16 protein-coding genes are annotated in these 24,872 nt (G+C 44.2%); 14 read left to right on the top strand and 2 right to left on the bottom strand.

The annotated features are described in order from the left end of the window. Nucleotides 1-34: 34 nt before the first annotated feature. Complete coding sequence (locus tag HPS57_RS00990) at nucleotides 35-499, bottom strand: aspartate carbamoyltransferase regulatory subunit (RefSeq protein WP_135938703.1); 465 nt, start codon at nucleotides 497-499, stop codon at nucleotides 35-37. 109 nt (nucleotides 500-608) lie between these two features. Continuing rightward, on the bottom strand, nucleotides 609-1,553 hold the full coding sequence (gene pyrB / locus HPS57_RS00985; protein WP_172179313.1) for an aspartate carbamoyltransferase: 945 nt from the start codon (nucleotides 1,551-1,553) through the stop codon (nucleotides 609-611). A gap of 118 nt (nucleotides 1,554-1,671) precedes the next feature. Between pyrB and HPS57_RS00980 the strand changes: the two genes are divergently transcribed. The 14 genes from HPS57_RS00980 to HPS57_RS00915 all read left to right on the top strand — a co-directional run bounded on the left by HPS57_RS00980 (nucleotide 1,672) and on the right by HPS57_RS00915 (nucleotide 24,850). Further along, the gene (locus tag HPS57_RS00980) at nucleotides 1,672-3,981 is read left to right on the top strand and encodes a transglycosylase domain-containing protein (protein ID WP_172179311.1); all 2,310 of its coding nucleotides are present in this window, start codon (nucleotides 1,672-1,674) and stop codon (nucleotides 3,979-3,981) included. Nucleotides 3,982-4,037: 56 nt separating this feature from the next. Then, nucleotides 4,038-5,306 (top strand): DUF1015 domain-containing protein, encoded by a 1,269-nt coding sequence (locus HPS57_RS00975; RefSeq protein ID WP_172179309.1) that lies wholly within the window; start codon nucleotides 4,038-4,040, stop codon nucleotides 5,304-5,306. Next, entirely contained in the window at nucleotides 5,306-5,902 is a 597-nt protein-coding gene (locus tag HPS57_RS00970) for an IMPACT family protein (protein ID WP_172179307.1), read from the top strand. The genes HPS57_RS00975 and HPS57_RS00970 overlap by 1 nt, the downstream gene beginning before the upstream one ends. Before the next feature lie 509 nt (nucleotides 5,903-6,411). Beyond that, nucleotides 6,412-8,976, top strand: coding sequence for a DNA gyrase subunit A (gyrA, locus tag HPS57_RS00965; protein ID WP_172179305.1), 2,565 nt, complete (start codon nucleotides 6,412-6,414; stop codon nucleotides 8,974-8,976). Nucleotides 8,977-9,001: 25 nt separating this feature from the next. Then, nucleotides 9,002-10,216, top strand: coding sequence for a tetratricopeptide repeat protein (locus HPS57_RS00960; protein WP_172179303.1), 1,215 nt, complete (start codon nucleotides 9,002-9,004; stop codon nucleotides 10,214-10,216). A gap of 264 nt (nucleotides 10,217-10,480) precedes the next feature. Further along, nucleotides 10,481-11,692, top strand: coding sequence for a tetratricopeptide repeat protein (locus HPS57_RS00955; RefSeq protein ID WP_172179301.1), 1,212 nt, complete (start codon nucleotides 10,481-10,483; stop codon nucleotides 11,690-11,692). Between the two features lie 122 nt (nucleotides 11,693-11,814). Continuing rightward, a complete protein-coding gene (gene serC / locus HPS57_RS00950; RefSeq protein ID WP_172179299.1) occupies nucleotides 11,815-12,882 on the top strand; it encodes a 3-phosphoserine/phosphohydroxythreonine transaminase in 1,068 nt (355 codons plus the stop codon). 91 nt (nucleotides 12,883-12,973) lie between these two features. Then, the gene (locus HPS57_RS00945) at nucleotides 12,974-13,894 is read left to right on the top strand and encodes an NAD(P)-dependent oxidoreductase (protein WP_172179297.1); all 921 of its coding nucleotides are present in this window, start codon (nucleotides 12,974-12,976) and stop codon (nucleotides 13,892-13,894) included. 21 nt (nucleotides 13,895-13,915) lie between these two features. Beyond that, a complete protein-coding gene (locus HPS57_RS00940) occupies nucleotides 13,916-14,761 on the top strand; it encodes a lipocalin-like domain-containing protein (RefSeq protein ID WP_172179295.1) in 846 nt (281 codons plus the stop codon). A 136-nt stretch (nucleotides 14,762-14,897) separates the two neighbouring features. After that, complete coding sequence (locus HPS57_RS00935) at nucleotides 14,898-15,452, top strand: HD domain-containing protein (protein WP_172179835.1); 555 nt, start codon at nucleotides 14,898-14,900, stop codon at nucleotides 15,450-15,452. Nucleotides 15,453-15,564: 112 nt separating this feature from the next. Beyond that, the gene (locus HPS57_RS00930; RefSeq protein WP_172179293.1) at nucleotides 15,565-18,366 is read left to right on the top strand and encodes a putative LPS assembly protein LptD; all 2,802 of its coding nucleotides are present in this window, start codon (nucleotides 15,565-15,567) and stop codon (nucleotides 18,364-18,366) included. Between the two features lie 19 nt (nucleotides 18,367-18,385). Then, nucleotides 18,386-20,644 carry a cation:proton antiporter gene (locus HPS57_RS00925; protein WP_172179291.1) on the top strand — a complete coding sequence of 753 codons (2,259 nt, stop codon included), beginning with the start codon at nucleotides 18,386-18,388 and terminating at the stop codon, nucleotides 20,642-20,644. 91 nt (nucleotides 20,645-20,735) lie between these two features. Next, the gene (locus tag HPS57_RS00920; RefSeq protein WP_172179289.1) at nucleotides 20,736-22,139 is read left to right on the top strand and encodes a glycoside hydrolase family 28 protein; all 1,404 of its coding nucleotides are present in this window, start codon (nucleotides 20,736-20,738) and stop codon (nucleotides 22,137-22,139) included. A 29-nt stretch (nucleotides 22,140-22,168) separates the two neighbouring features. Beyond that, nucleotides 22,169-24,850, top strand: a complete 2,682-nt coding sequence (locus HPS57_RS00915; RefSeq protein ID WP_172179287.1) for a glycoside hydrolase family 88 protein — start codon at nucleotides 22,169-22,171, stop codon at nucleotides 24,848-24,850. The last annotated feature ends 22 nt before the right edge of the window (nucleotides 24,851-24,872 follow it).

Here is a 24,872-nt window from a genome sequence, read left to right as displayed (position 1 = left end):
TTGTGCATGTTTGCCGGAATAATATATGTAGGAACTATTTGCAAAGTTCCACCTTGTCTATGTCCTGCACTTTGTCACAGTAACGGCAGCGCAGTTCCGGATGTGGAGAAAGTTTGTCTACTACGGTGAAATATGTTGACATGGGTTCATTGTTTGTAATGCATTTCGGATTGTTGCATTTTACGATTCCGAGCAGTCTGTCGGGTAGGGTAACTGTCTTTTTCTCCACCACCTCATAATCATGGATTATGTTCAGTACCACACGATGAGCCACAACAGAAAGCTGTGATATTTCTGCGTCGCTGAAATATTTGTCCTCTACTTTTATGATACCTTTTTTGCCGAGTTTCTTGGAAATATAGTTGGATCCTATGGTAACAGGTGTGTCAATCTCTGATATTTTCAGAAGGTTTGCCACCTCATAAGTCTTTTCTGCCGGGATATGGTCAATGACGGTACCGTTCTCGATTGCCGCCACAATACGTTCTTTCTTGGACATATCGTACTGTTTATTGTGTTTGAAATGTTGCATCCCTGCCATGCCCATCTGCATCAGGTGTCTACGGTATAACTTGTGGATGAATTATGGCATGCAAGGGATTGCGCTGTTATATGATTGTCTTGTCGTTGCGCACATCCTCAAGCGTTATTCCCAAAGTATGGCAGAATATAGCCTCACGTGCAAACAATCCGTTACCTGCCTGCTGTATATAGTATGCGTGTGGGTCATCGTCAACATCGTATGCAATCTCATTGACACGTGGCAATGGGTGGAGTATACGCATGTTTTCCTTTGCCTTGCATAGCATATCGCGCTTCAATATATAGACGTTCTTGACACGTTCATATTCCATGAGGTCGGAGAAACGCTCCTTCTGTACACGTGTCATGTAAAGAATGTCTGCATCTTTTATGACATCTTCGTTGAAATCTGTATGTTCTTCAAATGTGATGCCATGGTCTTTACAATAAGTCTTGTATTCATCAGGCATGGCAAGCTCTTTCGGAGCTACAAAGTGGAATGTTGGATTGAAATGCCGCATTGCGGTTATCAGACTATGCACCGTGCGTCCATATTTCAGGTCACCTACAAGATAGATGTTCAGGTTGTCCAATGTCCCTTGTGTCTTGTATATGGAATAAAGATCAAGAAGACACTGGGATGGGTGCATGTGCGCTCCGTCGCCGGCGTTGACAATAGGTACAGGTGCAATCTCCGAAGCATACTGTGCGGCACCTTCTATATGATGGCGCATAACGATGACATCGGCATAGTTCGAGACCATAAGGATAGTGTCCTTAAGTGTCTCGCCTTTTGTCGCACTGGTAACTTTCGCGTCGGAAAAGCCGATGACGCGTGCCCCAAGACGGTTTGCGGCGGTTTCAAAACTCAATCGTGTGCGTGTGGAAGGCTCAAAGAAAAGAGTTGCGACAACTCGGCCTTTAAGAATCTCACGATTAGGATGTAGCTCAAACTCCTTTGCCATTTCCAGAAGATACATTATCTCTTCTTTTGACAAGTCGGCAATAGTGACAAAATCTTGTTCTTTCATTATTGAAAAATATGCCTTTTTGACGATTTGATGCAAAGTTAAGCATTTTTTCCCGAAATTTCTCCCAAATGTCAAAATATTATTGTATTTTTGCAAAAATATTTATCTTTGATAATTAATGAGACGTACATTCATACATACCCTGTGGGCTTTGCTTTTGCTTAGTATGGTATTGTCCATATCGATTGGTGCTGCCATTTGGAATGGCTGGATAGGCTATATGCCTCCGGTTGAGGACTTGCAGAACCCCATTGACAAGTATGCCACACAGATATACTCTTCTGACGGAAAAGTCATAGGCACATGGAACCATAACAAGAACAATCGTATCCGTGTACCTTATGACAGTATTTCCCCACATGTGGTACAGGCTTTGATAGCTACCGAGGATATTCGCTTCTACGAACACTCCGGTATAGACTTTTGGGCTATCGGCAGAGCAGTCATCAAGCGTGGATTGCTTGGACAGACAAGTGCCGGTGGAGGCTCAACTATCACCCAGCAGCTTGCGAAACAGCTGTACAGTGACCATGCTGAGTCCAAGTTCGAGCGTATCATGCAAAAACCTATCGAATGGGTCATTGCATTGAAATTGGAGCGATATTATACAAAGGAGGAGATTATCGCAATGTATCTCAACTATTTTGATTTCCTGCATAATGCTGTAGGAATCAAAATGGCTGCCAATACTTATTTCAGCAAAGAGCCAAAGGACCTTAATGCTTGTGAGGCAGCAACACTTGTCGGCCTTTGCAAGAATCCTTCATATTTTAACCCTGTACGCTATGGCGAACGGTCGGAGAGCCGACGTAATGTTGTTATTGGACAGATGCTAAAGGCTAATTATATATCACAGGCTGAACATGACAGTCTTGTGGCAGAGCCATTGCAACTGCATTTCAGGACGATAGACCATAAGGATGGCAGTGCTACATATTTCCGTGAATTCTTGCGTAAGTATATGACTGCCACAAAACCTTACCGACAAGATTATCCTTCATGGGCAGGCACACAGTACTATGTGGACTCTATTGCATGGGAAAATGACCCTCTCTATGGCTGGTGCAACAAAAACACCAAGAAAGACGGCACTCCTTATAATATATATACGGACGGATTGAAAATCCGCACAAGCATCAACTCACGCATGCAGAAGTATGCTGAAGAGTCTGTGTATTACCATGTTGCAAAGTATCTTCAGCCGAAATTCAATAAAGGAAAGACCACGAAACCAAATTTCCCATATACGGAAGATTTGACAAAAAAGCAGATTGCAGATATTTTCGCACGTGCCATGAGGCAGAGCGAGAGGTGGCGTGTAATGCATGAAGCCGGATACAGTGATGAAGAAATCAAGAGCTCTTTTTATAAGAAGACGGAGATGAACATCTTCACATACCATGGTGACATTGACACGATAATGACACCTATGGACTCTATCCGCTACTACAAGTCATTCCTTAGGGCAGGATTTATGAGTATAGATCCACATACTGGTGCTGTAAAGGCTTATGTCGGAGGATTGGATTACTCACATTTCCAATATGATATGGTCATGCTTGGACGTCGTCAGGTGGGATCCACAATCAAGCCGTTCTTATATTCCCTTGCCATGGAAAACGGCTACACTCCTTGTGATGAGGCACCGAATGTGCAGCAGACATACATGGTGGCTGGCAGGCCGTGGACACCACGCAACGGCTCGCGCTCAAGGTATGGTGATATGGTCACACTGAAATGGGGACTGCAGCAGTCCAACAACTGGATTTCCGCATATTTGATGTCAAGACTTAATCCGCAACAGTTCGTGGCATTGCTGCAGAAATATGGCATAGACAGTCCCGATATCCATCCTTCAATGGCTCTTTGTCTCGGGCCGTGTGAGGTTAGTGTTGGCGAAATGGTCAGTGCCTACACTGCTTTTGCAAATAATGGCATACGTTGTGCACCATTGTTCGTGACACGCATAGAAGATAACAGCGGCAATGTTCTGGCAGAGTTCCAGCCTCGTATGATAGAGGTCTTGTCACAGGAAGGATGTAATAAAATGATAGATATGCTTCGTGCCGTTGCCAATGGTGGTACAGCTTCACGCCTCCGCTATATGTTTGACTTGCATGGGGATATAGGTGCAAAGACCGGAACGACCAACAGAAACTCTGACGCATGGTTTATGGGAATAACTCCTGATCTTGTCAGCGGATGCTGGGTTGGTGGTGAAGACCGCGACATTCATTTCAATTCCATGAGTCTTGGGCAAGGTGCGGCAATGGCATTGCCTATCTGGGGATATTATATGAAAAAAGTGTACCGCGATAAGACTCTTGGCTATGACCCGGATGCGAAATTTGACATACCGGCAGGCTATGATTCTTGTTACAAGGACAGTATTGAAAGCGGTGTCTCTGTTGAGGACGTATTTGAGTAAAGTATACATATACAGTGGAGTAACAAATAAAATTAATACTAAAAACACATCGAATTATGGCAACAGTTAAACCATTCAAGGGGATTCGCCCACCGAAGGAACTTGTCGAACAAGTGGAATCACGCCCTTATGACGTACTTGACTCTGAGGAAGCGCGTATAGAAGCAGGGGACAATGAGAAATCGTTGTACCATATCATTAAGCCGGAAATCAATTTCGAGCCTGGAACAAGTGAATATGACCCGAAGGTTTATGACGAGGCAGCCCGCCAGTTTCAGATGTTCCAGGATAAGGGGTGGCTTGTGCAGGATGATAAAGAGCAATATTACATATATGCACAGACATCATGCCTTCCTGCCAATGGTGGCAAGGAGAAGACCCAGTATGGTCTGGTTGTCGGTGCCTATTCCGGGGATTATGAAAGCGGTATAATCAAGAAGCATGAACTTACACGTCGTGACAAGGAAGAAGACCGCATGAAGCATGTCCGTGTCAACAATGCGAACATTGAGCCGGTGTTCTTTGCATATCCGGACAATGAGGTCCTTGACGCACTCATAATGAAATATGCCAAAACAGCGCCAGAATACGACTTTGTTGCCCCTATAGACGGTTTTGGGCATAAACTGTGGATTGTGTCTGATGATAATGATATAAAGACTATTACTGAAGAATTTGCCAAGATGCCTGCACTCTACATTGCTGACGGCCATCACCGCTCTGCTGCCGCTGCGCTTGTCGGCACAGAGAAGGCAAAGAACAATCCTTCACATAGAGGTGACGAGGAGTATAACTACTTCATGGCAGTGGCGTTCCAAGCTTCCCAACTGACAGTGCTTGACTATAATCGTGTTGTAAAAGATTTGAATGGCAACACAAGTGAGCAGTTCCTTGAGAAACTGGCACGGAATTTCACCGTAGAGAAAAAAGGCACGGAAGAATATCGTCCGCAGAAACCACATGAGTTCTCACTCTATCTTGATGGTGAATGGTATTCTTTGAATGCGAACCCCGGCACATTCGATGAGAATGATCCTATCGGAGTGCTTGATGTTGACATATCCTCACGCCTTATCCTTCAAGACATCCTCAACATGGGTGACCTCCGCTCCTCACAGCGCATTGATTTTGTCGGCGGACTACGTGGTTTGGGAGAACTGAAGCGTCGTGTCGATAGTGGTGAGATGCGTGCAGCCCTCGCATTGTATCCGGTATCCATGAAGCAGATAATGGATATAGCGGATTCTGGCAACATCATGCCGCCAAAGGCAACTTGGTTTGAGCCAAAGCTACGTTCCGGATTGGTTATTCATAAATTATCTTAATGGAAGACAGTTTCAAGACAATAGGCAAGGGAGGCGAGGGATTCTATTCCGAGAAAAGGAGTAAGTTCCTCGCCTTCTCTCATCATGTAGAGACAGAAGCGCAGGTGAAGGAAATCATCTCGTCTTACAAAAAAAAGTACTATGACGCGCGTCATGTCTGCTATTCATATATAATTGGTGTTGAAGGTGTTGGTGATGGTGTCTCTTTTCGGATGAATGACGATGGAGAACCGTCCTCAACAGCCGGCAAACCTATCTACGGACAACTTGTCAAGGCGGAACTTACCGACACTCTGATTGTTGTTGTAAGGTACTATGGCGGAGTAAACCTTGGTACATCAGGACTGATTGTTGCATATCGTGAGGCTGCACTTGACTGCATAAACAATTCGGGAATAGAAGAACGCATTATAGAAGAAAAGATAGAGTTTTCTTTCGCTTATCCAATGATGAATGATGTGATGAAAGTAGTGAAAGACCTGCAACCTCGCATTGTAGAACAGCAATTTGATAACACATGTACTATCACACTGGCGATCCGTAAGTCGGAGGCAGAACGATTAAAAGGTCGTCTTGAACAATTGGCGTTCAAATGACACAAATATTGTAAAACAGTTCAATAACCTTGAATTTCAAAAGTCAGACCTGCATAAAAACAAACAGCTCAGAATGACATTATGAAAGGTAATGTTTTGTACGGCGAAAGGTAATACTTGGCTTGGTGAAAGGTAACACTTTGCACAGTCAAGTATTACCTTTTGTCATATAAACGATTTCTTAACGCTTGTTAAGGTTTTGGTTTTGCAAAATATTCCTTTATGTGTCAATTTGCAGGAAAATACCCATTTAGGGTTACAGGCTGCCCAATGGACAGGTTTTTATTATTGGCGAGATATTCCATGTTCTATGAATTATAGGAAACATATTTTGCTCGCATAAACTGATTGGCAAGAAGAATACATCATCGTGTTTTGGTAAAAAAGCCTAAAAAACGCATTTTTTTTCGTTCTGACGAGTTCTATGTCTGAAAAAAGAGCTAAATTTGTAAATTAATATTTGCAGGCAAAAATCGTTAGAACGAAAAAGAACTACTAAATACGCTAAAATGGATATAACACAGACTGTTGATAATGACAGAATTCTTCAGATAGACATTGAGCAGGAAATGAAGTCAAGTTACATTGACTACTCAATGTCCGTCATTGTTGCACGTGCCCTTCCTGATGTGCGGGACGGCTTCAAGCCTGTCCACCGCCGCATCCTGTATGGTATGATGGGCATTAACAATGTAAGCAATCAGCCATATAAGAAATGTGCACGTATTGTCGGTGAGGTGCTTGGTAAGTACCACCCTCATGGTGACAGCTCCGTTTACGGTGCATTGGTGCGCTTGGCCCAGGATTGGAACATGCGCTATACTCTTGTTGACGGTCAGGGAAACTTCGGCTCTATTGACGGAGACTCTGCGGCTGCAATGCGATACACCGAATGTCGTCTTTCAAAGATGGGCGAGCACATCATGGATGACTTGGAGAAGGATACTGTCGACATGATGAACAACTTCGACGACTCTCTTCAGGAACCAACTGTCATGCCTACAAAAGTGCCAAATCTCCTTGTCAACGGAGGTAACGGTATTGCTGTCGGTATGGCTACAAACATGCCGACACATAATCTCGGTGAGGTGATTGATGGCTGCTGTGCATACATCGACAATCCTGAGATAGACACGGACGGTTTGATGCAGCACATCAAGGCTCCTGATTTCCCGACAGGTGCATACATCTATGGCATCCAAGGCGTGAAGGACGCATATGAAACAGGTCGAGGACGCATCATAATGCGTGCAAAGGCCGAGATAGAGAGTGACGAGCAGCATGACAAGATTGTAATAACAGAAATTCCTTACGGTGTCAATAAGGCACAACTGATAGAATACATTGCAGAACTTGTCAAGGAGGGAAAGATTGACGGCATCTCAAACGTTAATGACGAGACAGGTCGTCAGGGAATGCGCATTGTTGTTGATTGCAAGAGGGATGCAAATGCAAATGTCATACTGAACAAGCTGTTTAAGATGACAGCGCTACAGAGCTCTTTCTCAGTTAATAACATTGCTCTCGTTAAAGGACGTCCGCGCCTTCTGACACTGAAGGAGTGTGTTAAATATTTCGTGGAGCATCGTCATGACGTGACAATACGCCGTACAAAATATGACCTCAAAAAGGCACAGGAACGTGCGCATCTCCTCGAAGCTCTCATCATTGCTTGTGATAACATTGACGAGGTCGTGCGCATAATCCGCGGTTCAAAGACTCCGGCTGTTGCGGTGCAGAATCTTATGGATCGTTTCCAGTTTGATGAGGTGCAGGCAAGATATGTCGTTGACATGCGACTGTCACAGCTCACAGGTCTGAGAATGGACCAGTTGCATAATGAGTATGACGAACTGATGAAGACCATCGACTACTTGCAGTCCGTTCTTGACAATCCGGAACTTTGCAAGAAGGTCATGAAAGATGAACTTCAGGAAGTCAAGGAAAAGTATGGTGATGAGCGCCGTACTGAGATAAAGTACTCTTCAGAGGAGTTCAATCCGGAGGATTTCTATCCAAACGACCCTGTGGTTGTCACTGTATCACATCTCGGATACATCAAGCGCACTCCGCTGTCTGAGTTCCGTGAGCAGGCACGTGGCGGTGTCGGATCAAAAGGTGCGTCACACCGCAATCAGGATTTCACAGAGTCAATCTATCCTGCGACACTCCACAACACGATGCTGTTCTTTACAAAGAAGGGACGCTGCTATTGGCTCAAGTGCTACGAACTTCCGGAGGGTGGCAAGGATTCAAAGGGACGTGCCATACAGAATATGCTTAATATTGACGCTGATGATTCTGTACAGTCAATCCTCCGCCTCCGTGGTCTGAATGATGAGGAATTTGTGCGCAACCACTATGTTGTGTTCTGTACAAAGAACGGCACAGTGAAGAAGACATGCCTTGAGCAGTACTCTCGCCCACGTGCAAACGGTGTGATAGCTATCAACCTCATAGAAGGTGATGACTTGGTTGACGTTCGTCTTACAAACGGAAAGAATGAACTAATCATAGCATCACGCAACGGTCGCGCATGCCGTTTTGATGAGAATGACATCCGTACAATGGGACGTGTATCTACGGGTGTGCGTGGTATGCGCCTTGATGGTGATGATGACGAGGTGGTAGGAATGGTTGTTGTGAACAATCCTCTTGAAGAATCTATCCTTGTTGTATCAGAGAAAGGCTATGGCAAGCGTACTCCTATTGATATGGAGAATCCTGAGGCAGAAGATGGTGTTGACCACATCTACCGTATCACGGCACGTGGCGGCAAGGGTGTGAAGACACTTGACATCACACAGAAGACAGGCAAGCTCGTTGCCATAAAGAATGTGAAGGACGAGAATGACCTTATGATTATCAACAAATCAGGCATCACTATCCGTCTGTATGTTCAGGAATGTCGTCTTCAGGGACGTGTGACGCAGGGTGTGCGCCTGATAAACCTTGAAAAGAAGAACGATGTCATTGCTTCTGTCTGCAAGGTTCTTGGACAAGCATCTGTAGAGCAATTGAACCAAGAGGATGTGACTAAGGACGAATCTTCAGAGCAACAAGAAACAGAATAAAATAATTAACTTAAAACATTCAACTATGAAGAAAATTATGTTGATGGCTGCCACAGTGATGATGTCACTCGCAGCAAATGCGCAGAATCCTGACGGTCTCAAGAAGGTTATGTCTGCTTCAAACTACAGTGAGGCAAACGGACTGCTCAAGACCGTTGCCGCAACAATGACGAACGTTGAGAAGGCTAAGGCCTACAACAAGCTTGTTGACCTCGCCATCACTGAGAGCACAAAGGCTGAGGAGGGTGCAGTGAAGGCGCAGCTCGCACAGAACACTGACGAGATGAACAAACTGAATATAGAGAAAGCGAAGGCATCCTATAATGCTGTCGAGGCTGCTCTGCTCTGCAATGAGGCTGACAACCAGCCTAATGAGAAGGGACAGGTGAAGCCAAAGTTCATGTCAAAGAATGCCGGACGTATCCTTCCTATGCGCAACAACCTTATCAATGCTGGTCTTGATGCGTATAACTCAAAGGACTATGCGTCTGCAGAGAAATATTTCGGTATGTTTGCCGAGGCACGCCAGAATTCACTCTTCGCAAAGACGGATTTCTCCGCAGAGACAAACTATGGTCAGATTTGCTACTATGCAGCACTTGCGGCATATTTCAACAAGGACGGCAAGAAATGCTCTGATTATGCAGACTATGCTTTCAAGTCTGGCGACAAGGAGATTCTCAATGACGTAATCACTGTTAAGCTCGGTGCACTTGAGGAGCAGGCTAAGGCTGCTCAGATTGATACACTCAAGTATATCAAGGAAGTAGAGGCACTTTCTAAGACTTTCCCTGAGAATGAGGGCATCTTCGGCAAGTTGGTGGCACTCTATGACGAGTCTGGTGACAAGGCCGGTGCAAAAAAGGTTCTTGATGCACGCCTTGCAAAGAATCCAAATGATGCCATGGCTAATGCTTATGTGGGTCAGAACGCGCAGGCTGAGAACAAGTTCGACGAGGCTATCGCCGCTTACAAGAAGGCTCTTGCAGCAAAGCCTGATTTCCTTGCAGCAAAGCTGAATGTCGGCATCTGTTACCTCACCAAGGCTGCCGGTGTCATTGACGCAAACACTGACGCACGTGGCAATCTCAAGCCAGAGGTGAAGGACGGCGTCATTGCTGACCTCAACAATGCGAAGACTGTTTTCGAGGAAGTTAAGGCAGCTGATCCTGATAAGACTCAGGTTAACTGGTCATTCCCATTGGAGCGTGTGAACTATATCCTTGAGAACATCAAGTAAGGCATTTGTGACAATGTAAATACTGTACTTGTCACATATACTAATTTATATCTCCAAGAAGCATAAATATATGATGCCTCTTGGAGATATTTTTATTGAAGACGATACATTGCACAGTAAAGTCGCAGTCTCGCCTTTTGGCATATATTTGCCTTGGTTTCCTTGCTTTGTGTTAAATAAACGGATTAGTTTTGGCTATTCGGGAAAAATGATATAATTTTGCATTATAAATCAAAGACAGCACGGAATATGGCAAACAAGATAATGACATTATTATTCGGGATAACAATTAGTATTGGTTGCTTTGCCCAAAAAGCCGATATAATAGAGGCGCGGACAAGCCTAAAGGCAAACAAGAACCTTGACAATGCTGAAAAATTGATGAGGAAAGTCGTGGCAATGCCCGAACAGAAGGAAAAGGACAGGCTTGCCAACTATATTCTTTTGGCCGATATTGTCAAAAAGAAATACGAGAACTTTAATGAAAGTCTTTATTTGAAACAGTTGAAAGACACATCAGCAATGTTCTTGTCTTTATGCAATATGATTGACACTTTCGAATCCTTGGACTCCATTGACGCCATGCCTGACAAGAAGGGCAGGGTGCAGTTGCGCCTGCGTAAGAAGAATTCGGAATACCTGAATCAGTTCCGTAAGAACCTGATGAAGGGTGCACAATACTATCTTTCAGGCAAGAAATACAATGAAGCATACAAATGTCTTGACACATATCTTGACTGCCATAGGCAGCCTCTGTTCTGTGCTTTTGATTTTGCTAATACCGATACGGTGGCATCAAAAGCTGCATATCTTGCCATTTATTGTGCCTACAAGGGAAAAAACTACCCAAATATAGAAAAATATGAAGAGAAAGCGTTAGCGTACAAAGAGAAGGCGCCACTGACATTGATAATACTTTATAAGTGTTATTTGGAACAGAATGATATGAACCAGGCTGTTGAGTATCTGAAAAAAGGATTCAATGACCACTCTGAAAATACATTCTTCTTTCCTCGTTTGGTAGACTATTACGCATCCGTCAATCAGTTGGACACTGTGCAAACCATTGTGGAGAAAGCATTGGAGATAGAGCCGGGAAACTTGTTTTACCGTCTTGCCAAAAACACATTGCAATTGAATAAGGGTGAATATGACGACTGTGTGGTTTTGGGTGACTCCATTCTCCATAGCAACGACAAGATTGCTGAAGCATATTTCAATGTTGGCTCTTCTTATTTCAATAAAGCTCTTTTAAGGAATAAGCAAGGCAAGGAGTCCAAAGTGAAGCGTGAGGAAGTCAATTCATATTACAAGCAGGCATTGCCGTATGTAGAGAAATTCCGGCGTCTCAGGCCAAAGCAGCAGGACAGATGGATTCCGCTCCTTTACACAATCTACTTTAACCTGAACATGGGAGAAAAGTTTGAAGAGATTGACAACTTGGCGAGAAGTACGGAAATAAACAAAGAAAAGTGACAATAATATGCACATGTTTGCAATAATGTGTACAGAATATTTGTCTATATCGACAAAAAGTTGTAATTTTGTAACGAAATAAATACAAAAAAGGATTACAAACCCATATAAACTCATCTAATATGAAGAAGTACAACTTTAATGCTGGTCCTTCAATTCTTCCACGTGAGGTTATTGAGCAGACTGCGGCAGCTTGTCTTGACTTTGAAAACTCAGGACTTTCACTTATGACAATCAGCCACCGTGCTAAGAATTTCCAACCGGTAGTAGACGAGGCTGAAGCTCTTTTCAAGGAGCTCCTCGATATTCCTGAAGGGTACAAGGTGCTGTTCCTTGGTGGTGGCGCTTCACTGGAGTTCTGTATGATTCCTTACAACTATCTTGAGAAGAAGGCTGCTTATCTCAACACAGGTGTATGGGCAAGCAAAGCCATGAAAGAGGCAAAACTCTTTGGTGAAGTCGTTGAGGTTGCAAGTTCGGCAGACAAGAACTTCACATATATCCCAAAGAACTTTGAGATTCCTACAGATGCAGACTATCTGCACATCACTTCCAACAATACTATTTACGGCACAGAGCTGCGCAAGGACATTGATTCTCCTGTTCCTCTGATTGCCGACATGTCTTCAGACATATTCTCGCGCCCTGTTGATGTGAGCAAGTATGCACTCATCTATGGTGGCGCACAGAAAAACCTTGCCATGGCGGGTGTGACATTTGTAATTGTGAAGGAAGACACACTCGGAAAGGTGTCACGCCAGATTCCTACAATGCTTGACTACCGCACACACGTGAAGAAGGGGTCAATGTTCAACACCCCTCCTGTCGTGCCTATATATTCTGCACTCTTGAATCTCCGCTACATCAAGGCGCAGGGTGGCGTGAAGGCAATGGAGAAGCTCGCAGAAGAGCGTGCAAAGATTGTCTATGGAGAGATAGATCGTAACAAACTTTTTGTTGGTACAGCAGAGGAAGACAGCCGTTCTTTGATGAATATTACATTCGTCCTGAAACCTGAGTATCAAGACCTTCAGGAGGAGTTTATGGCGTTTGCCACAGCCAAGGGCATGGTGGGTGTCAAGGGACACCGCGATGTCGGAGGGTTCCGCGCTTCTTGCTACAATGCCATGAGCATAGAGGGCTGCGAGGCTCTTGTGGCTTGCATGAAAGAGTTTGAGGCTAATCATTAATTGATGGATATCCTTATGTCCTGAATACTCTGGTGTCCTACCCGGAATATTCAGGACAATATTATTTAACATATATTTTAATCATATTCCTATGGCAAAGGTTTTAATTGCAACAGAAAAGCCATTCGCCGCCACTGCGGTTGCTGGTATAAGAGATGTTATTGAAGGTGCAGGCAACGAGCTTGTACTTCTTGAGAAATACACAGAGAAAGCACAGCTCCTAGAAGCAGTTGCAGATGTTGATGCTATAATCATACGCTCTGACAAAATCGACGGTGAGGTTATGGACGCAGCCAAGAATCTGAAGATTGTGGTTCGTGCCGGTGCCGGTTATGACAATGTTGACCTGGCAGCTGCAACAGCACATAATATTGTTGTGGAGAATACTCCGGGACAGAATGCTAATGCTGTGGCAGAACTCGTGCTTGGACTTCTTGTCTTCACAGTGCGCAATTTCTATAATGGCAAGGCCGGTTCTGAACTTATGGGCAAGACAATCGGCATTCTCGCTTTCGGAAATGTCGGTCGTAATGTGGCGCGTATAGCAAAAGGATTCGGTATGAATGTGATTGCGTATGACGCTTTCTGTCCTGCGGAAGCCATTGAAGCTGCAGGCGTTAAGGCATGTGCGTCACAGGAAGAACTGTTCAAGGAGGCAGACATCGTATCTCTCCATATCCCTGCAACAGCAGAGACAAAGCTGTCTATCAATTACGATTTGTGCAGCACTATGAAGAAAGGTGCAATACTTATCAATACTGCACGTAAGGAAGTTATCGACGAAGCCGGACTTCTCCGTTTGATGGCTTGCCGTGAAGATTTGAAATATATTACTGATATCAAGCCTGATGCAGATGCTGATTTCGCTAAGTTTGAGGGACGCTATTTCTCTACACCAAAAAAAATGGGTGCACAGACTGCCGAAGCGAACACAAATGCCGGTATCGCAGCCGCTAAGCAAATCAATGCATATTTTGCAGACGGTTGTACAAAGTTCCAGGTGAACAAGTAATTGTGGACAAGAAAGTTCTTGATGAGAAAAATCTTATTTAGCCTTGGGATATTCGCATTGACGAGTGTATGCTCGTGCAATCATAACAAGTCCTCTGAGGCAGACAAACCGACCGTCGCAGAAGAGAGGGACTCCATGATCTATGGTCTCTCCTGCGACGGGACTAATGATTCTGTCATAGTGTTCCTGCCATTTGAAAGTGGGGTAGATCCGATAATTTACAATATCGAGACAGCAAAACGGGCTGGAAAAATCATAGGGCAGCCACAGATTGGTGACTGGGTTGGCCTGATGATAAATCCGGAAGACAGCACAGAAGCAACCATGGTTGTAGACCTTGACCAATTGAAAGGCACATGGACTTTTGAGGTCCGCCCAACTTGGAAAGATGCTGCACACATGTCTCGCCGTGCATTACGCAGGAAACTGAACGAGATACCGGATTCACTGAAAGAAGCATATCTTGTGCCAAGGGAATACGGATTCTCCCTGAAACGTTCAAGTGTTGCTTCTCCTGTGGGGTATGTCATGCAACATTCAAGTCTTGAGGATGACAGTCCCGTTGAGTATCCGGAAGTCAAACATTACACCGGCTGGAAATGCCGCAACGGACGCCTGATTCTGATTAGTTCACCAAAAGGAATGGCAGGTGTGAAGAACTCTGAAGGTGATGCATCAAAAAATAAAGATGCAGAACCAACAGAGGTGTACGACACACTTGACTTTGTCTTTATGACAAATGATTCGCTTGTGCTTCTGAACAACAGCGGGCAGCGAATGGCTTTCCATCGTAAAGCGAATGCTATGGCAGCAAACGCTAATGCACAAAAAGCTGCCAAGGTTATAGAGAAGAAAGTCATGAAATGATACGTTTTTTCTATATGCCAAGAATGGTATGTGGAATTATTACATGGGATTACTGACAATGTCGGAGGTAGTCTCATGTATAGTATTTTTTTCGCAGTTTTTGTAGTCATAATTATTTGGCAAATGATTGTTTATGTTGGATTATTATAAGATAATAAATAGCTATTATCCCAAGGGTTCCAAACTTCGGGATATATTTTATGTGCATAGCAAAAATGTTGCAGACTATGCGATGAACATCCTTGACAGACACCCGGAAATAAAGGCAGACAGACAATTTGTGTATGCTGCAGCAATGCTTCATGACATTGGCATAATACGCTGTGATGCAGAAGGTATAGAGTGTTTCGGTACAGAGCCTTATATATGTCATGGTACTATTGGCGCAAGGATGCTGAGAGAAGAATCCGGAATCTCTTCAAAAGAGGTGGAACCATTTGCTCGTGTGTGTGAAAGACATACAGGCACAGGATTGACAAAAGAGCAAATAATGAGCAGAAACCTGCCATTGCCACCTGTGGATTTGGTTCCGGAAACATTGGAAGAGCAGCTTATCTGTTATGCCGATAAGTTCTTCTCAAAGACACATCCTGATAGGAGAAAAACTTATGAACATGTTGAGCGCTCTCTGATGAAATTTGGTGAAGAATGCGTGTGCAAGTTCCGTAAATGGCACATTCTTTTCGGTTGATATTTTACTTAGTCGAAACTTAAGCAAGTATACCTTAACTTATTAAGAAATCCTAATTATTGGAGTTCGTGGACTTTGTTCTCATTAAAATTATGTAATTTTGCAATATATTATGAGGACGAAGTTCGTTATATCTATATTTTCCTTTGTTGCCATTTTTGTGGCTGCTGCGGATGTTGTACCTGTTGCCGGGAAGAAAGACGGCAAGGACAGCGTCGGCAATGCTGCCATAAAAGACTCTGATACAGTGAGTATCAGGGATATAGACACACTTGCATTGGACTCTCTCCAACTTGCAATCTACAAGCACAATAAGGCCATTGACGACTCCATACGTTTGGATTCCATCAACAGGTCTAAGAAAAACGGCATTGATGCGCCGGTGGTGTATTCCGGTACGGATTCTATGGTCTATTATGCTGACTCAAAGACTGCACACATTTTTGGTGAAGCCAGTGTTGATTATCAAGACATGAAGCTCAATGCTGAGCAAATCCACATGAGCTTGGATTCAAGCCTTGTCCGTGCCGAAGGGGGCAAGGATACACTTGGTGTTGCGTTTGGCACTCCGGTCTTTAATATGGGCAATGACAAGTATGAGAGTGAGAAAATGGCTTTCAATTTCAAGTCAAAAAGAGGTCTCATCCAAAATGTTTATACAGAGCAGGATGACGGCTTTATGCGTGCAGAGGTTTCCAAACGTGACAGTTCTGGTGTCGTGTACATGAAGCATGGCAGGTACACAACTTGTGATGCAGAGGAACCGGATTTCTATATAGCACTTTCCCGTGCACGTGTGCGTCCTGGCAAAGATGTCGTGTTCGGACCGGCTCATCTTGTTGTGGCAGATGTACCATTGCCATTGGCTATTCCTTATGGCTTTTTCCCTTTCTCAAAGAGCTACTCTTCTGGATTTATCATGCCGACTTATGGTGATGAGTCTGCACGAGGATTCTATTTGCGCGATGGTGGATACTATTTTGCCATAAACGACAAAATGGATTTGAAACTGCTTGGAGAAATATATACTAAAGGCTCTTGGGGTATCTCTGCGGCAAGCAATTATCGCAAGCGCTATAAGTACAGCGGTTCTATCTTCATGTCCTATCTTGATACAAAGCATGAAGACGACAACCTTCAGGCTTCCCATACCAAGAGTTTCAAGATACAGTGGAGTCACAGACAGGATTCCAAAGCAAATCCTTACAGCTCACTCTCGGCAAGTGTCAATTTTGCTTCTACCTCTTATGAATCAAGCAATCTGAATTCCATGTACAACCCACAGGCAATGACACAGAGCACGAGAACATCTTCTGTAAGTTACAGCACAACATTCTCAAGTATCGGAATGTCATTGTCCACATCCATGAATGTGTCGCAGAACATGCGAGACTCTTCCATTGCTATGACACTGCCGGATTTGAATATATCCATTGCTCGTTTTTATCCTTTTAAGCGCAAATATGCGGTAGGAAAGCAGCGGTGGTATGAAAAAATATACATGAGTTATACAGGACATATCTCAAACTCAATCAACACTAAGGAAGACAAACTTATGCATTCCAACCTTGTCAAAGATTGGCGTAACGGTTGGCAGCATCAGATACCTATTGGTGCGTCATTATCTCTATTTGACGTTATAAACATAACACCGTCATTCAATATCACAGACCGTACGTATTTCCAAAAGATAAACAAGTCATGGGATGACGTGGCACAGAAGGAAGTTGCTGATACAACGTATGGATTCCATAACGTTTATAATTGGAATTTCTCTGTTTCGGCAAGCACTAAACTTTATGGCTTTTATGTCCCTAACAGGAAACTGTTCGGTGACAAGATACAGGCTGTGCGCCATGTCTTTACCCCGTCATTAAGTTTCAGCTACGCGCCGGACTTTTCAGCTCAGAGTTATGGCTTTTGGGACTCATACCAGAAGACGAATGCTGATGGTACGGTAGAGCTGGTCCCTTACTCACCATATTCAGGCATGCTTTTCGGTACTGTTTCACAAGGAAAGACAGGCAGTGTTTCGCTTGACATCAGTAATAATATAGAAATGAAAGTGAAGTCAGACAGAGACTCCACCGGATTCAAGAAGCTAAGCATCATTGACGAACTTGGTTTCAGCATGTCATATAATATGGCGGCAAAGGAAAGACCTTGGTCAGACCTCTCTACGCGTCTGCGTCTGAAATGGTGGAAGAACTATACATTTAACATGAATGCTGTGTTTGCCACTTATGCTTATGAATTGGATGAGAATGGCCGCCCATATGTCGGAACGCGCACAGAATACAGCTATGGACGTTTTGGACGTTTCCAAGGAATGTCGCAGAACATTTCCTATACAATCACTCCTGAAAAGATTATGAAGTTGTTTGGTAAAGGTTCTAAGGACGAAGACGCCAACACAAAAGACGATGATGAAGAAGATACAAGGGTGGAGAGCAATATAGATGACGATATGCAGAAAGGTCAGAATGGAGCTCGTAAGAAGAATGCCGGCATGGCGGAGACTGACGAGGATGGATATATGAAGTTCTCCATGCCATGGTCGCTCACCATTGGTTATGGCATAACGATGCGTGAGAATACCGGTGGCGAGTTCAATACAAAGTCTATGCGCTATCCTTACAAGTTCACTCAGACACTCAACTTCAGTGGCAATGTGCGTATAGCGGATGGCTGGAACATATCGTTCTCAAGTGGATATGATTTTGATTATCATAAATTGTCCATGACTACAGCATCTCTTGCGAGGGACTTGCACTGCTTCAACATGTCATGTTCGGTTGTGCTTTCACCATACACATCATATAATTTCTCTTTCCGCTGCAATGCTGCAACTCTGACAGACGCACTGAAATATGATAAGCGGAGCAGTTATTCAAACTCAATAAGATGGTATTGACCTGATTCCATAATAAACAATGATACAAGATTTAGCACTTATACTAATTGTCGCAGGCATTGTGACGCTGCTGTTTAGGAAACTTAAGCAGCCGCTTGTACTTGGCTATATTGTAGCCGGATTTCTTGTATCATCCCACATGCCGATACTTGTTCCTGACGTAGAATTGCAGAACATAAGAGAATGGGCGGACATTGGCGTGATGTTCACCCTTTTCTCACTTGGTCTTGACTTCTCTTTCAAGAAAATTGTGAAGATGGGCGCAGCACCAATCATAGCCTCCATGACAATCGTTTTCTGCATGATGATGTTAGGGTATACAGTTGGACAACTGTTCAATTGGAGTCATATCGACTGTGTATTTCTTGGTGGTATGCTTGCAATGTCATCCACAACAATCATATATAAGGCTTTTGCTGACCTTGGAGTAAGCCATCAGGGCTTTGCATCAATGGTGATGAGTGTGCTTATCCTTGAAGACATTCTCGCCATTGTCCTTATGGTGATGTTGTCAGCCATTGCCAGTGGAGAGAACATAGAGGGAGGAGATATGCTTGCATCTGTCTTGAAAATAGGCTTTTTCCTTATCTTATGGTTCGTTGTTGGCATCTTTGCAATTCCTTTGTTCTTGAAAAAGACCCGTTCGCTCATGACCGGAGAGACCTTACTTGTCGTATCGATAGGTCTTTGCTGCCTCATGGCAGTGATCTCGTCAAAAGCAGGATTCAGTGAGGCTTTCGGTGCTTTCGTGATGGGTAGTATTTTGGCAGAAACAGTGGAGGCGGAGAAAATCATAAAAGTCACAGAATCGATAAAGAATCTTTTCGGAGCAATATTTTTTGTGTCAGTGGGAATGCTTGTTGATACAAATATTCTTTATGAATACTCTACACCTATAATAGTACTTGTCTTGTCTATAATTATAGGTCAGACAATATTTGGCACATTAGGATATTTCCTTTCTGGGCAATCGCTACATAATTCCATCAAGTGTGGCTTCTCCATGACACAGATAGGTGAGTTCTCGTTTATCATAGCTTCACTTGGAATGTCGATGCATGTGATTGCGGACTACCTTTATCCTGTCATTGTGGCAGTTTCTGTCATAACCACATTCACAACTCCGTATATGATTCGTGGTGCAGAGCCGGCGTATGCTTTTATAGAAAAGAAACTTCCTAAATCATGGATTATAGCAATCAACTCTTTGTCTTTACGACGGAATGATGATGCAAGCGGCCAAATGGCTGACAGCATGGTACCTGCAAAGGTATTATGGAAGCGTCTGTTGAGGTCTATGGTAGTCAATACCGTGGTGTACTCTATCCTTATTGCAACCGTGACTTACCTCATGCTTTCATTCTTCTTGATATTCTCAAGAACCATTATCCCTCATTGGTGGGCTAATGGATTGACAGGTGTGCTTACAGTAGTGCTTATTGCACCGTTTATGCGTGCGATAATAATCAAGAAGAATCATAGTACAGAATGGCAACAGTTGTGGAACATGTCTGTACTCAATCGATTGCCATTGATTTCTACAGTAGTCGCGCGTGCAGCAATATGCCTTGCGTTCTTGTTCTATATCTGCAACTATCTTGCACGCTTTACCGATGCCGTTGTTATATGTCTTGGTGTGATTGTCATAGTGTTGATAGTCATATCACGTTCTGTAAAGCAGCGCAGCATAAAACTGGAGCGCCTCTTTATGAACAACCTCCGTTCACGCGACATCGCAGCTCAGGTAAAAGGAGCCAAAATGCCGGCGTATGGCGAACGTCTTGTGGAACGCGACTTGAATCTTTCGGAGATAGTTGTGCCTGCACATTCTTTATGGTCAGGGCAAACCCTTGCAGAATTGAAACTTGCACAGAATTTTGGTGTACATGTCGCAAGCATACTGCGTGACGGCCGTCGCCTGAACATTCCTTATGGAAAAGAGAAAATATTCTCTGGTGACAGGCTTCAGGTTATAGGTTCTGATGCACAAATCTCTCGGATGAATGAAGTCATGCTGTCTGATGTATATCCTCTTGATAGTAATATCTTTGAGGAGAGGGAGATGCTTCTCCGTCAGGTTGTTGTCACATCCAAGTCATTCATCGTTGGCAAATCATTAAGGAATAGTCATCTGCGTGAAGAGTATGCCTTGCTTGTCGTTGGAATGGAAAGTGAGTCGCAAGAACTTACAAAGATAAATCCAGACTATATTTTCGAACGCGGAGATGTCCTTTGGATTGTTGGCGAGCGTTCTTCGATAGAGCAGTTCGGCCTATAATGATACATGTAATAACGGACTCAAGAGTTGCCAATAAATCATAACTAACAATATTCTATTAATTTATATAACAAACTTAAATCCAACAATTATGAGAAAAGTTTTTCAAACACTCGCATTGTGTCTTATGCTGCCTTTTACAGCTATGGCTCAGGATGCGTGGAACACGACTTACAAGGAAATCAGTGCACGTATAGTTGCACCGACATTCAAGGAAAAAGTGTTCAAGCCTTCAATCAAACCTTCTGCTTCCGCAAAGGCCAACCAGAAAGCTATCAACGCTGCAATCCTAAAGTGTAGCAAGTCCGGAGGTGGTAAGGTTGTCATCCCTGCAGGAAAGTATCAGACAGGCGCAATAACCCTCCGCTCCAATGTGAATCTTGTTGTGGAGAAAGGTGCAGAACTTGTTTTCGCTTTCGACCGCGACCTGTATCCTAATGTGGAGACACGTTGGGAAGGTCTGAATATCATTAACTACCAGCCATGCATCTATGCTGTCGATGCGAAGAACATAGGACTGACAGGTGAGGGAATAATCAATGGCAATGGTTCAAATGAACGTTGGTGGTACATGAAAGGTAACAAGCGCCATGGATACCATGAAGGTGTGGACGAGTGGCAGGGAACTGACAAAGTCGGCAACCGTGCTAACCTTCTCAAAATGGCAGATGCCGGAGTTCCTACAAAAGAGCGTGTCTTTGGCAAGGGAAAAGGTCTCCGCCCACAGCTTGTGAACTTCGTACGTTGTGAGAACGCTATCATTGAAGGCGTTGAACTCCGTGATTCTCCATTCTGGGTTATCCATCCGCTGTTCTGCAAGAATCTTACAGTCAAGGGAGTTACAATCTACAATGAAGGTCCTAATGGCGACGGTTGCGACCCAGAGTCATGTGAGGATGTACTGATAGAGAATTGCACATTCCACACAGGTGACGACTGCATTGCATTGAAGTCCGGTCGTAACGCCGATGGCTTGAAAGCCAACATTCCTTGCAAGAACATCATCATCCGCAATTGTAAGATGGCTGACGGCCATGGTGGTGTTGTAATCGGTTCTGAAATCTCAGGTGGTGTGCAGAATGTCTTTGCAGAGAATTGTGAAATGGACTCTCCTAACCTCGATCGTGTCATCCGTATAAAGACAAACACATGCCGTGGAGGTATCAACGAGAACATCTATGTACGTAATATCCGTGTCGGTCAGTGCCGTGAAGCTGTGATGCGCATCAACCTCGTTTATGAGCCAAAGGAAATTGCTGAGCGTGGACACATCCCGACAGTGCGTAATGTCTATGTAGAGAACGTTACTTGCAAGAAGTCAAGATACGGCATACTCCTTAATGGTCTTGAAGCAAAAGATTCAAAGGAAGCACAGATTTACAACATAAATGTCAAGAACTGTAAGTTCGGTGGACTTTCCGATGTCCCTGTATACAAGACAGGCTTGGTAAAGAACATACATCTTGATAATGTTACTGTAAGCGCAGACTTCTAAAATCTATCATTAACTAATAAAAACAAAACATGAAAAAACTCTCAGTTTTAATTTTTGCTCTCTGTCTTCTGAGTGGCTCGGTCTTCGCAGAAGGGTGGGACGCTGCTCTCTATAAGAAGATAGAGCAGAGCATCAAGGCTCCGACTTTTGCAGAGAAGGTGTACAAGCCTTCAATCAGTGTTAAAGCCAAAGCCGCAAAGAACCAAAAAGCCATTCAGGCTGCCATTGACAAATGTTCTGCAAAAGGCGGCGGTAAGGTAGTCATACCGGCAGGCACATTCTGGACAGGCGCAATCACTTTGAAGTCAGATGTCAATCTGGTACTTTCCAAAGGTGCTGTGTTGAAGTTCGCTTTCGAACCTGAACTCTATCCGAAAGTCTACACACGCTATGAAGGACTTGACCTCTACGGCTATTCTCCATGCATCTACTCAAATGGTGCAAAGAACATTGCTATCACAGGTGAGGGCACCATCGACGGCAACGGAAACAAGAACACATTCTGGATGTGGACCGGAGAAGAATGGTGGGGATACAAAGGCGGTGAGACATCACGCTCAATGAACGGCGTCATGGGTTCACGCGAACTCCTACAGAAGATGTGTGACGAAGGTGTTCCTGTCGAGCAGCGTCAGTTCGGCATGGGCAAGGGACTGCGTATGCAGCTTGTCAACCTTGTAAATTCAGAGAACATCCTCATCGAAGGTGTTACAATGATAGACTCTCCGTTCTGGGTGCTGCACCCACTGTTCTCAAAGAACATTACCATCCGTGGTATAAAGGTCATCAACGAAGGTCCTAATGGCGACGGTTGTGACCCAGAGTCATGTGAGAATGTCCTGATTGAGAACTGTATGTTCCATACTGGTGACGACTGTATCGCAATCAAGTCCGGACGTAATGCTGACGGACGTCGTGACGGTCGTTCTTCAAAGAATATCATCATCCGTGGCTGTACCATGGAAGACGGTCATGGCGGTGTTGTAATCGGTTCTGAAATCTCTGCCGGTGTAGAGAATGTCTTTGCAGAAAACTGCAACATGTCATCTCCTAATCTTGACCGTATTCTCCGCATCAAGACAAATACCTGCCGCGGCGGTGTGACAAAGAACATCTACATGCGTAATGTGACAGTAGGCGAGTGCAAGGAGTCTGTAATGCGCATTAACATCAACTATTGGCCAAAGGAAGTTTCCGAGCGCGGTCATATCCCTTATGTGCACAATGTATGGATGGAGAATGTAACATGCCAGAAGTCCAAATATGGTGTACAAATCAATGGCATAAAGGAGAAAGATGCTGTATACGACATCCATGTCAAGAACTGTACATTCAACAACGTAAGTGTCAAGCCGTTCCTTCGTGAGAACCGTTGCCACGACATCTTCTTTGAAAATGTAAAGGTAAATGGCAAGCTCATGAACACTTCTGGTTCTGATTTCATTGAGAAGGCTCCATACAAAAGCTACGCTGAGTGGATGACTTACTCTGAGATGAAGCGCAATCCGAACCCTATCTACCTTGACTTCACTGACTCAATCAAGCATCCAAAGGGAAAGTGGTCATACGTTATGGGTATCGAACTCGAAGGTATGCTTGATACATACTATGCTCATGGTGGCGAGGCTATCAAGAACTATGTAATGCGCTACCCTGCACAGATGATTTCAGATGAAGGCAAGACAACAGGATTCAAATACGAAGACTTCAACCTTGACAACATCCGCACAGCACATTTCATCTTCCGTGTTGACTCTCTCGCTCCACGCGCAGGTGTGAAACTCGCACTGAAAGAGTATTTCCGTCAGCTCATCAACCAGCCACGCACTGATGAAGGCGTTTACTGGCATAAGCAGATTTACCATGACCAGGTATGGCTTGACGGTATCTTTATGGGGCTTCCTTACAAGACAATGGCTGCTCCATACATGGTGAAAGAAGGTCTGACAGTTGCCAACAAGGGCGTTGCTCCTGCAGGCAAAAAGAAGATGAACAAGAAAATCGCTGCTGCTCAGCAGAAAGAACTCATGGCTTTCTATGATGACATCGTAGACCAAATAACCATGACCGATGCACGCACATACGACGCAAAGACAGGTTTGTGGAAGCATGCATGGGACTCCAAGCGCGGAATGTTCTGGGCTGACAAGACTACAGGACAGAGCCGTCACACATGGGCACGTGCCATGGGATGGTTCACAATGGCACAGATTGAAATCCTTGACTATCTTCCAAAGGATTATGCACGCCGTCAGGAAGTCATTGACATGCTCAACAAGACTCTTCGCGCATGTATCAAGTATCAGGACCCAAAGACAGGTGTATGGTATGATGTAATGGATGTTAAAGACCCACGCAACTACATAGAGTCAACAGCTTCCTGCATGTTTACCTACTGCCTCCTCAAAGGCGCACGCCTCGGCTATCTTGACGACAGCTTCCGTCAGACAGGTATCAAGGCTTACAAGGGAATCATCAACAACTTCATCCGCGTTGATGTGCCTAAGGATGGTTCAACACCGACAATCTCACTCACAGAAGGCGTGAGCGTTTCCGGCCTCGGCCCTGAAAAGAACCCACGCCGTGACGGTTCATTCGACTACTATATGTCTGAACCTATCCGTGACAACGACGCTAAGGGTGTAGGTCCGTTCCTTTGGGCTACGCTCGAAATGGAAAAACTTGGTTACAACACATCAAGCCAGTATTAAAAGATAACAAACAAAATACAGG

Source organism: Palleniella intestinalis (assembly GCF_013166595.1).
GTDB classification, from domain to species: domain Bacteria; phylum Bacteroidota; class Bacteroidia; order Bacteroidales; family Bacteroidaceae; genus Prevotella; species Prevotella intestinalis.
This window is presented reverse-complemented; position numbering and strand designations above follow the sequence as displayed.

Bases quoted from the DNA above. Each gene is read 5' to 3' on its own strand.
- HPS57_RS00990 (WP_135938703.1), bottom strand. From the start codon at position 499: ATGTCCAAGAAAGAACGTATTGTGGCGGCAATCGAGAACGGTACCGTC.
- pyrB (WP_172179313.1), bottom strand. From the start codon at position 1,553: ATGAAAGAACAAGATTTTGTCACTATTGCCGACTTGTCAAAAGAAGAG.
- HPS57_RS00980 (WP_172179311.1), top strand. From the start codon at position 1,672: ATGAGACGTACATTCATACATACCCTGTGGGCTTTGCTTTTGCTTAGT.
- HPS57_RS00975 (WP_172179309.1), top strand. From the start codon at position 4,038: ATGGCAACAGTTAAACCATTCAAGGGGATTCGCCCACCGAAGGAACTT.
- HPS57_RS00970 (WP_172179307.1), top strand. From the start codon at position 5,306: ATGGAAGACAGTTTCAAGACAATAGGCAAGGGAGGCGAGGGATTCTAT.
- gyrA (WP_172179305.1), top strand. From the start codon at position 6,412: ATGGATATAACACAGACTGTTGATAATGACAGAATTCTTCAGATAGAC.
- HPS57_RS00960 (WP_172179303.1), top strand. From the start codon at position 9,002: ATGAAGAAAATTATGTTGATGGCTGCCACAGTGATGATGTCACTCGCA.
- HPS57_RS00955 (WP_172179301.1), top strand. From the start codon at position 10,481: ATGACATTATTATTCGGGATAACAATTAGTATTGGTTGCTTTGCCCAA.
- serC (WP_172179299.1), top strand. From the start codon at position 11,815: ATGAAGAAGTACAACTTTAATGCTGGTCCTTCAATTCTTCCACGTGAG.
- HPS57_RS00945 (WP_172179297.1), top strand. From the start codon at position 12,974: ATGGCAAAGGTTTTAATTGCAACAGAAAAGCCATTCGCCGCCACTGCG.
- HPS57_RS00940 (WP_172179295.1), top strand. From the start codon at position 13,916: ATGAGAAAAATCTTATTTAGCCTTGGGATATTCGCATTGACGAGTGTA.
- HPS57_RS00930 (WP_172179293.1), top strand. From the start codon at position 15,565: ATGAGGACGAAGTTCGTTATATCTATATTTTCCTTTGTTGCCATTTTT.
- HPS57_RS00925 (WP_172179291.1), top strand. From the start codon at position 18,386: ATGATACAAGATTTAGCACTTATACTAATTGTCGCAGGCATTGTGACG.
- HPS57_RS00920 (WP_172179289.1), top strand. From the start codon at position 20,736: ATGAGAAAAGTTTTTCAAACACTCGCATTGTGTCTTATGCTGCCTTTT.
- HPS57_RS00915 (WP_172179287.1), top strand. From the start codon at position 22,169: ATGAAAAAACTCTCAGTTTTAATTTTTGCTCTCTGTCTTCTGAGTGGC.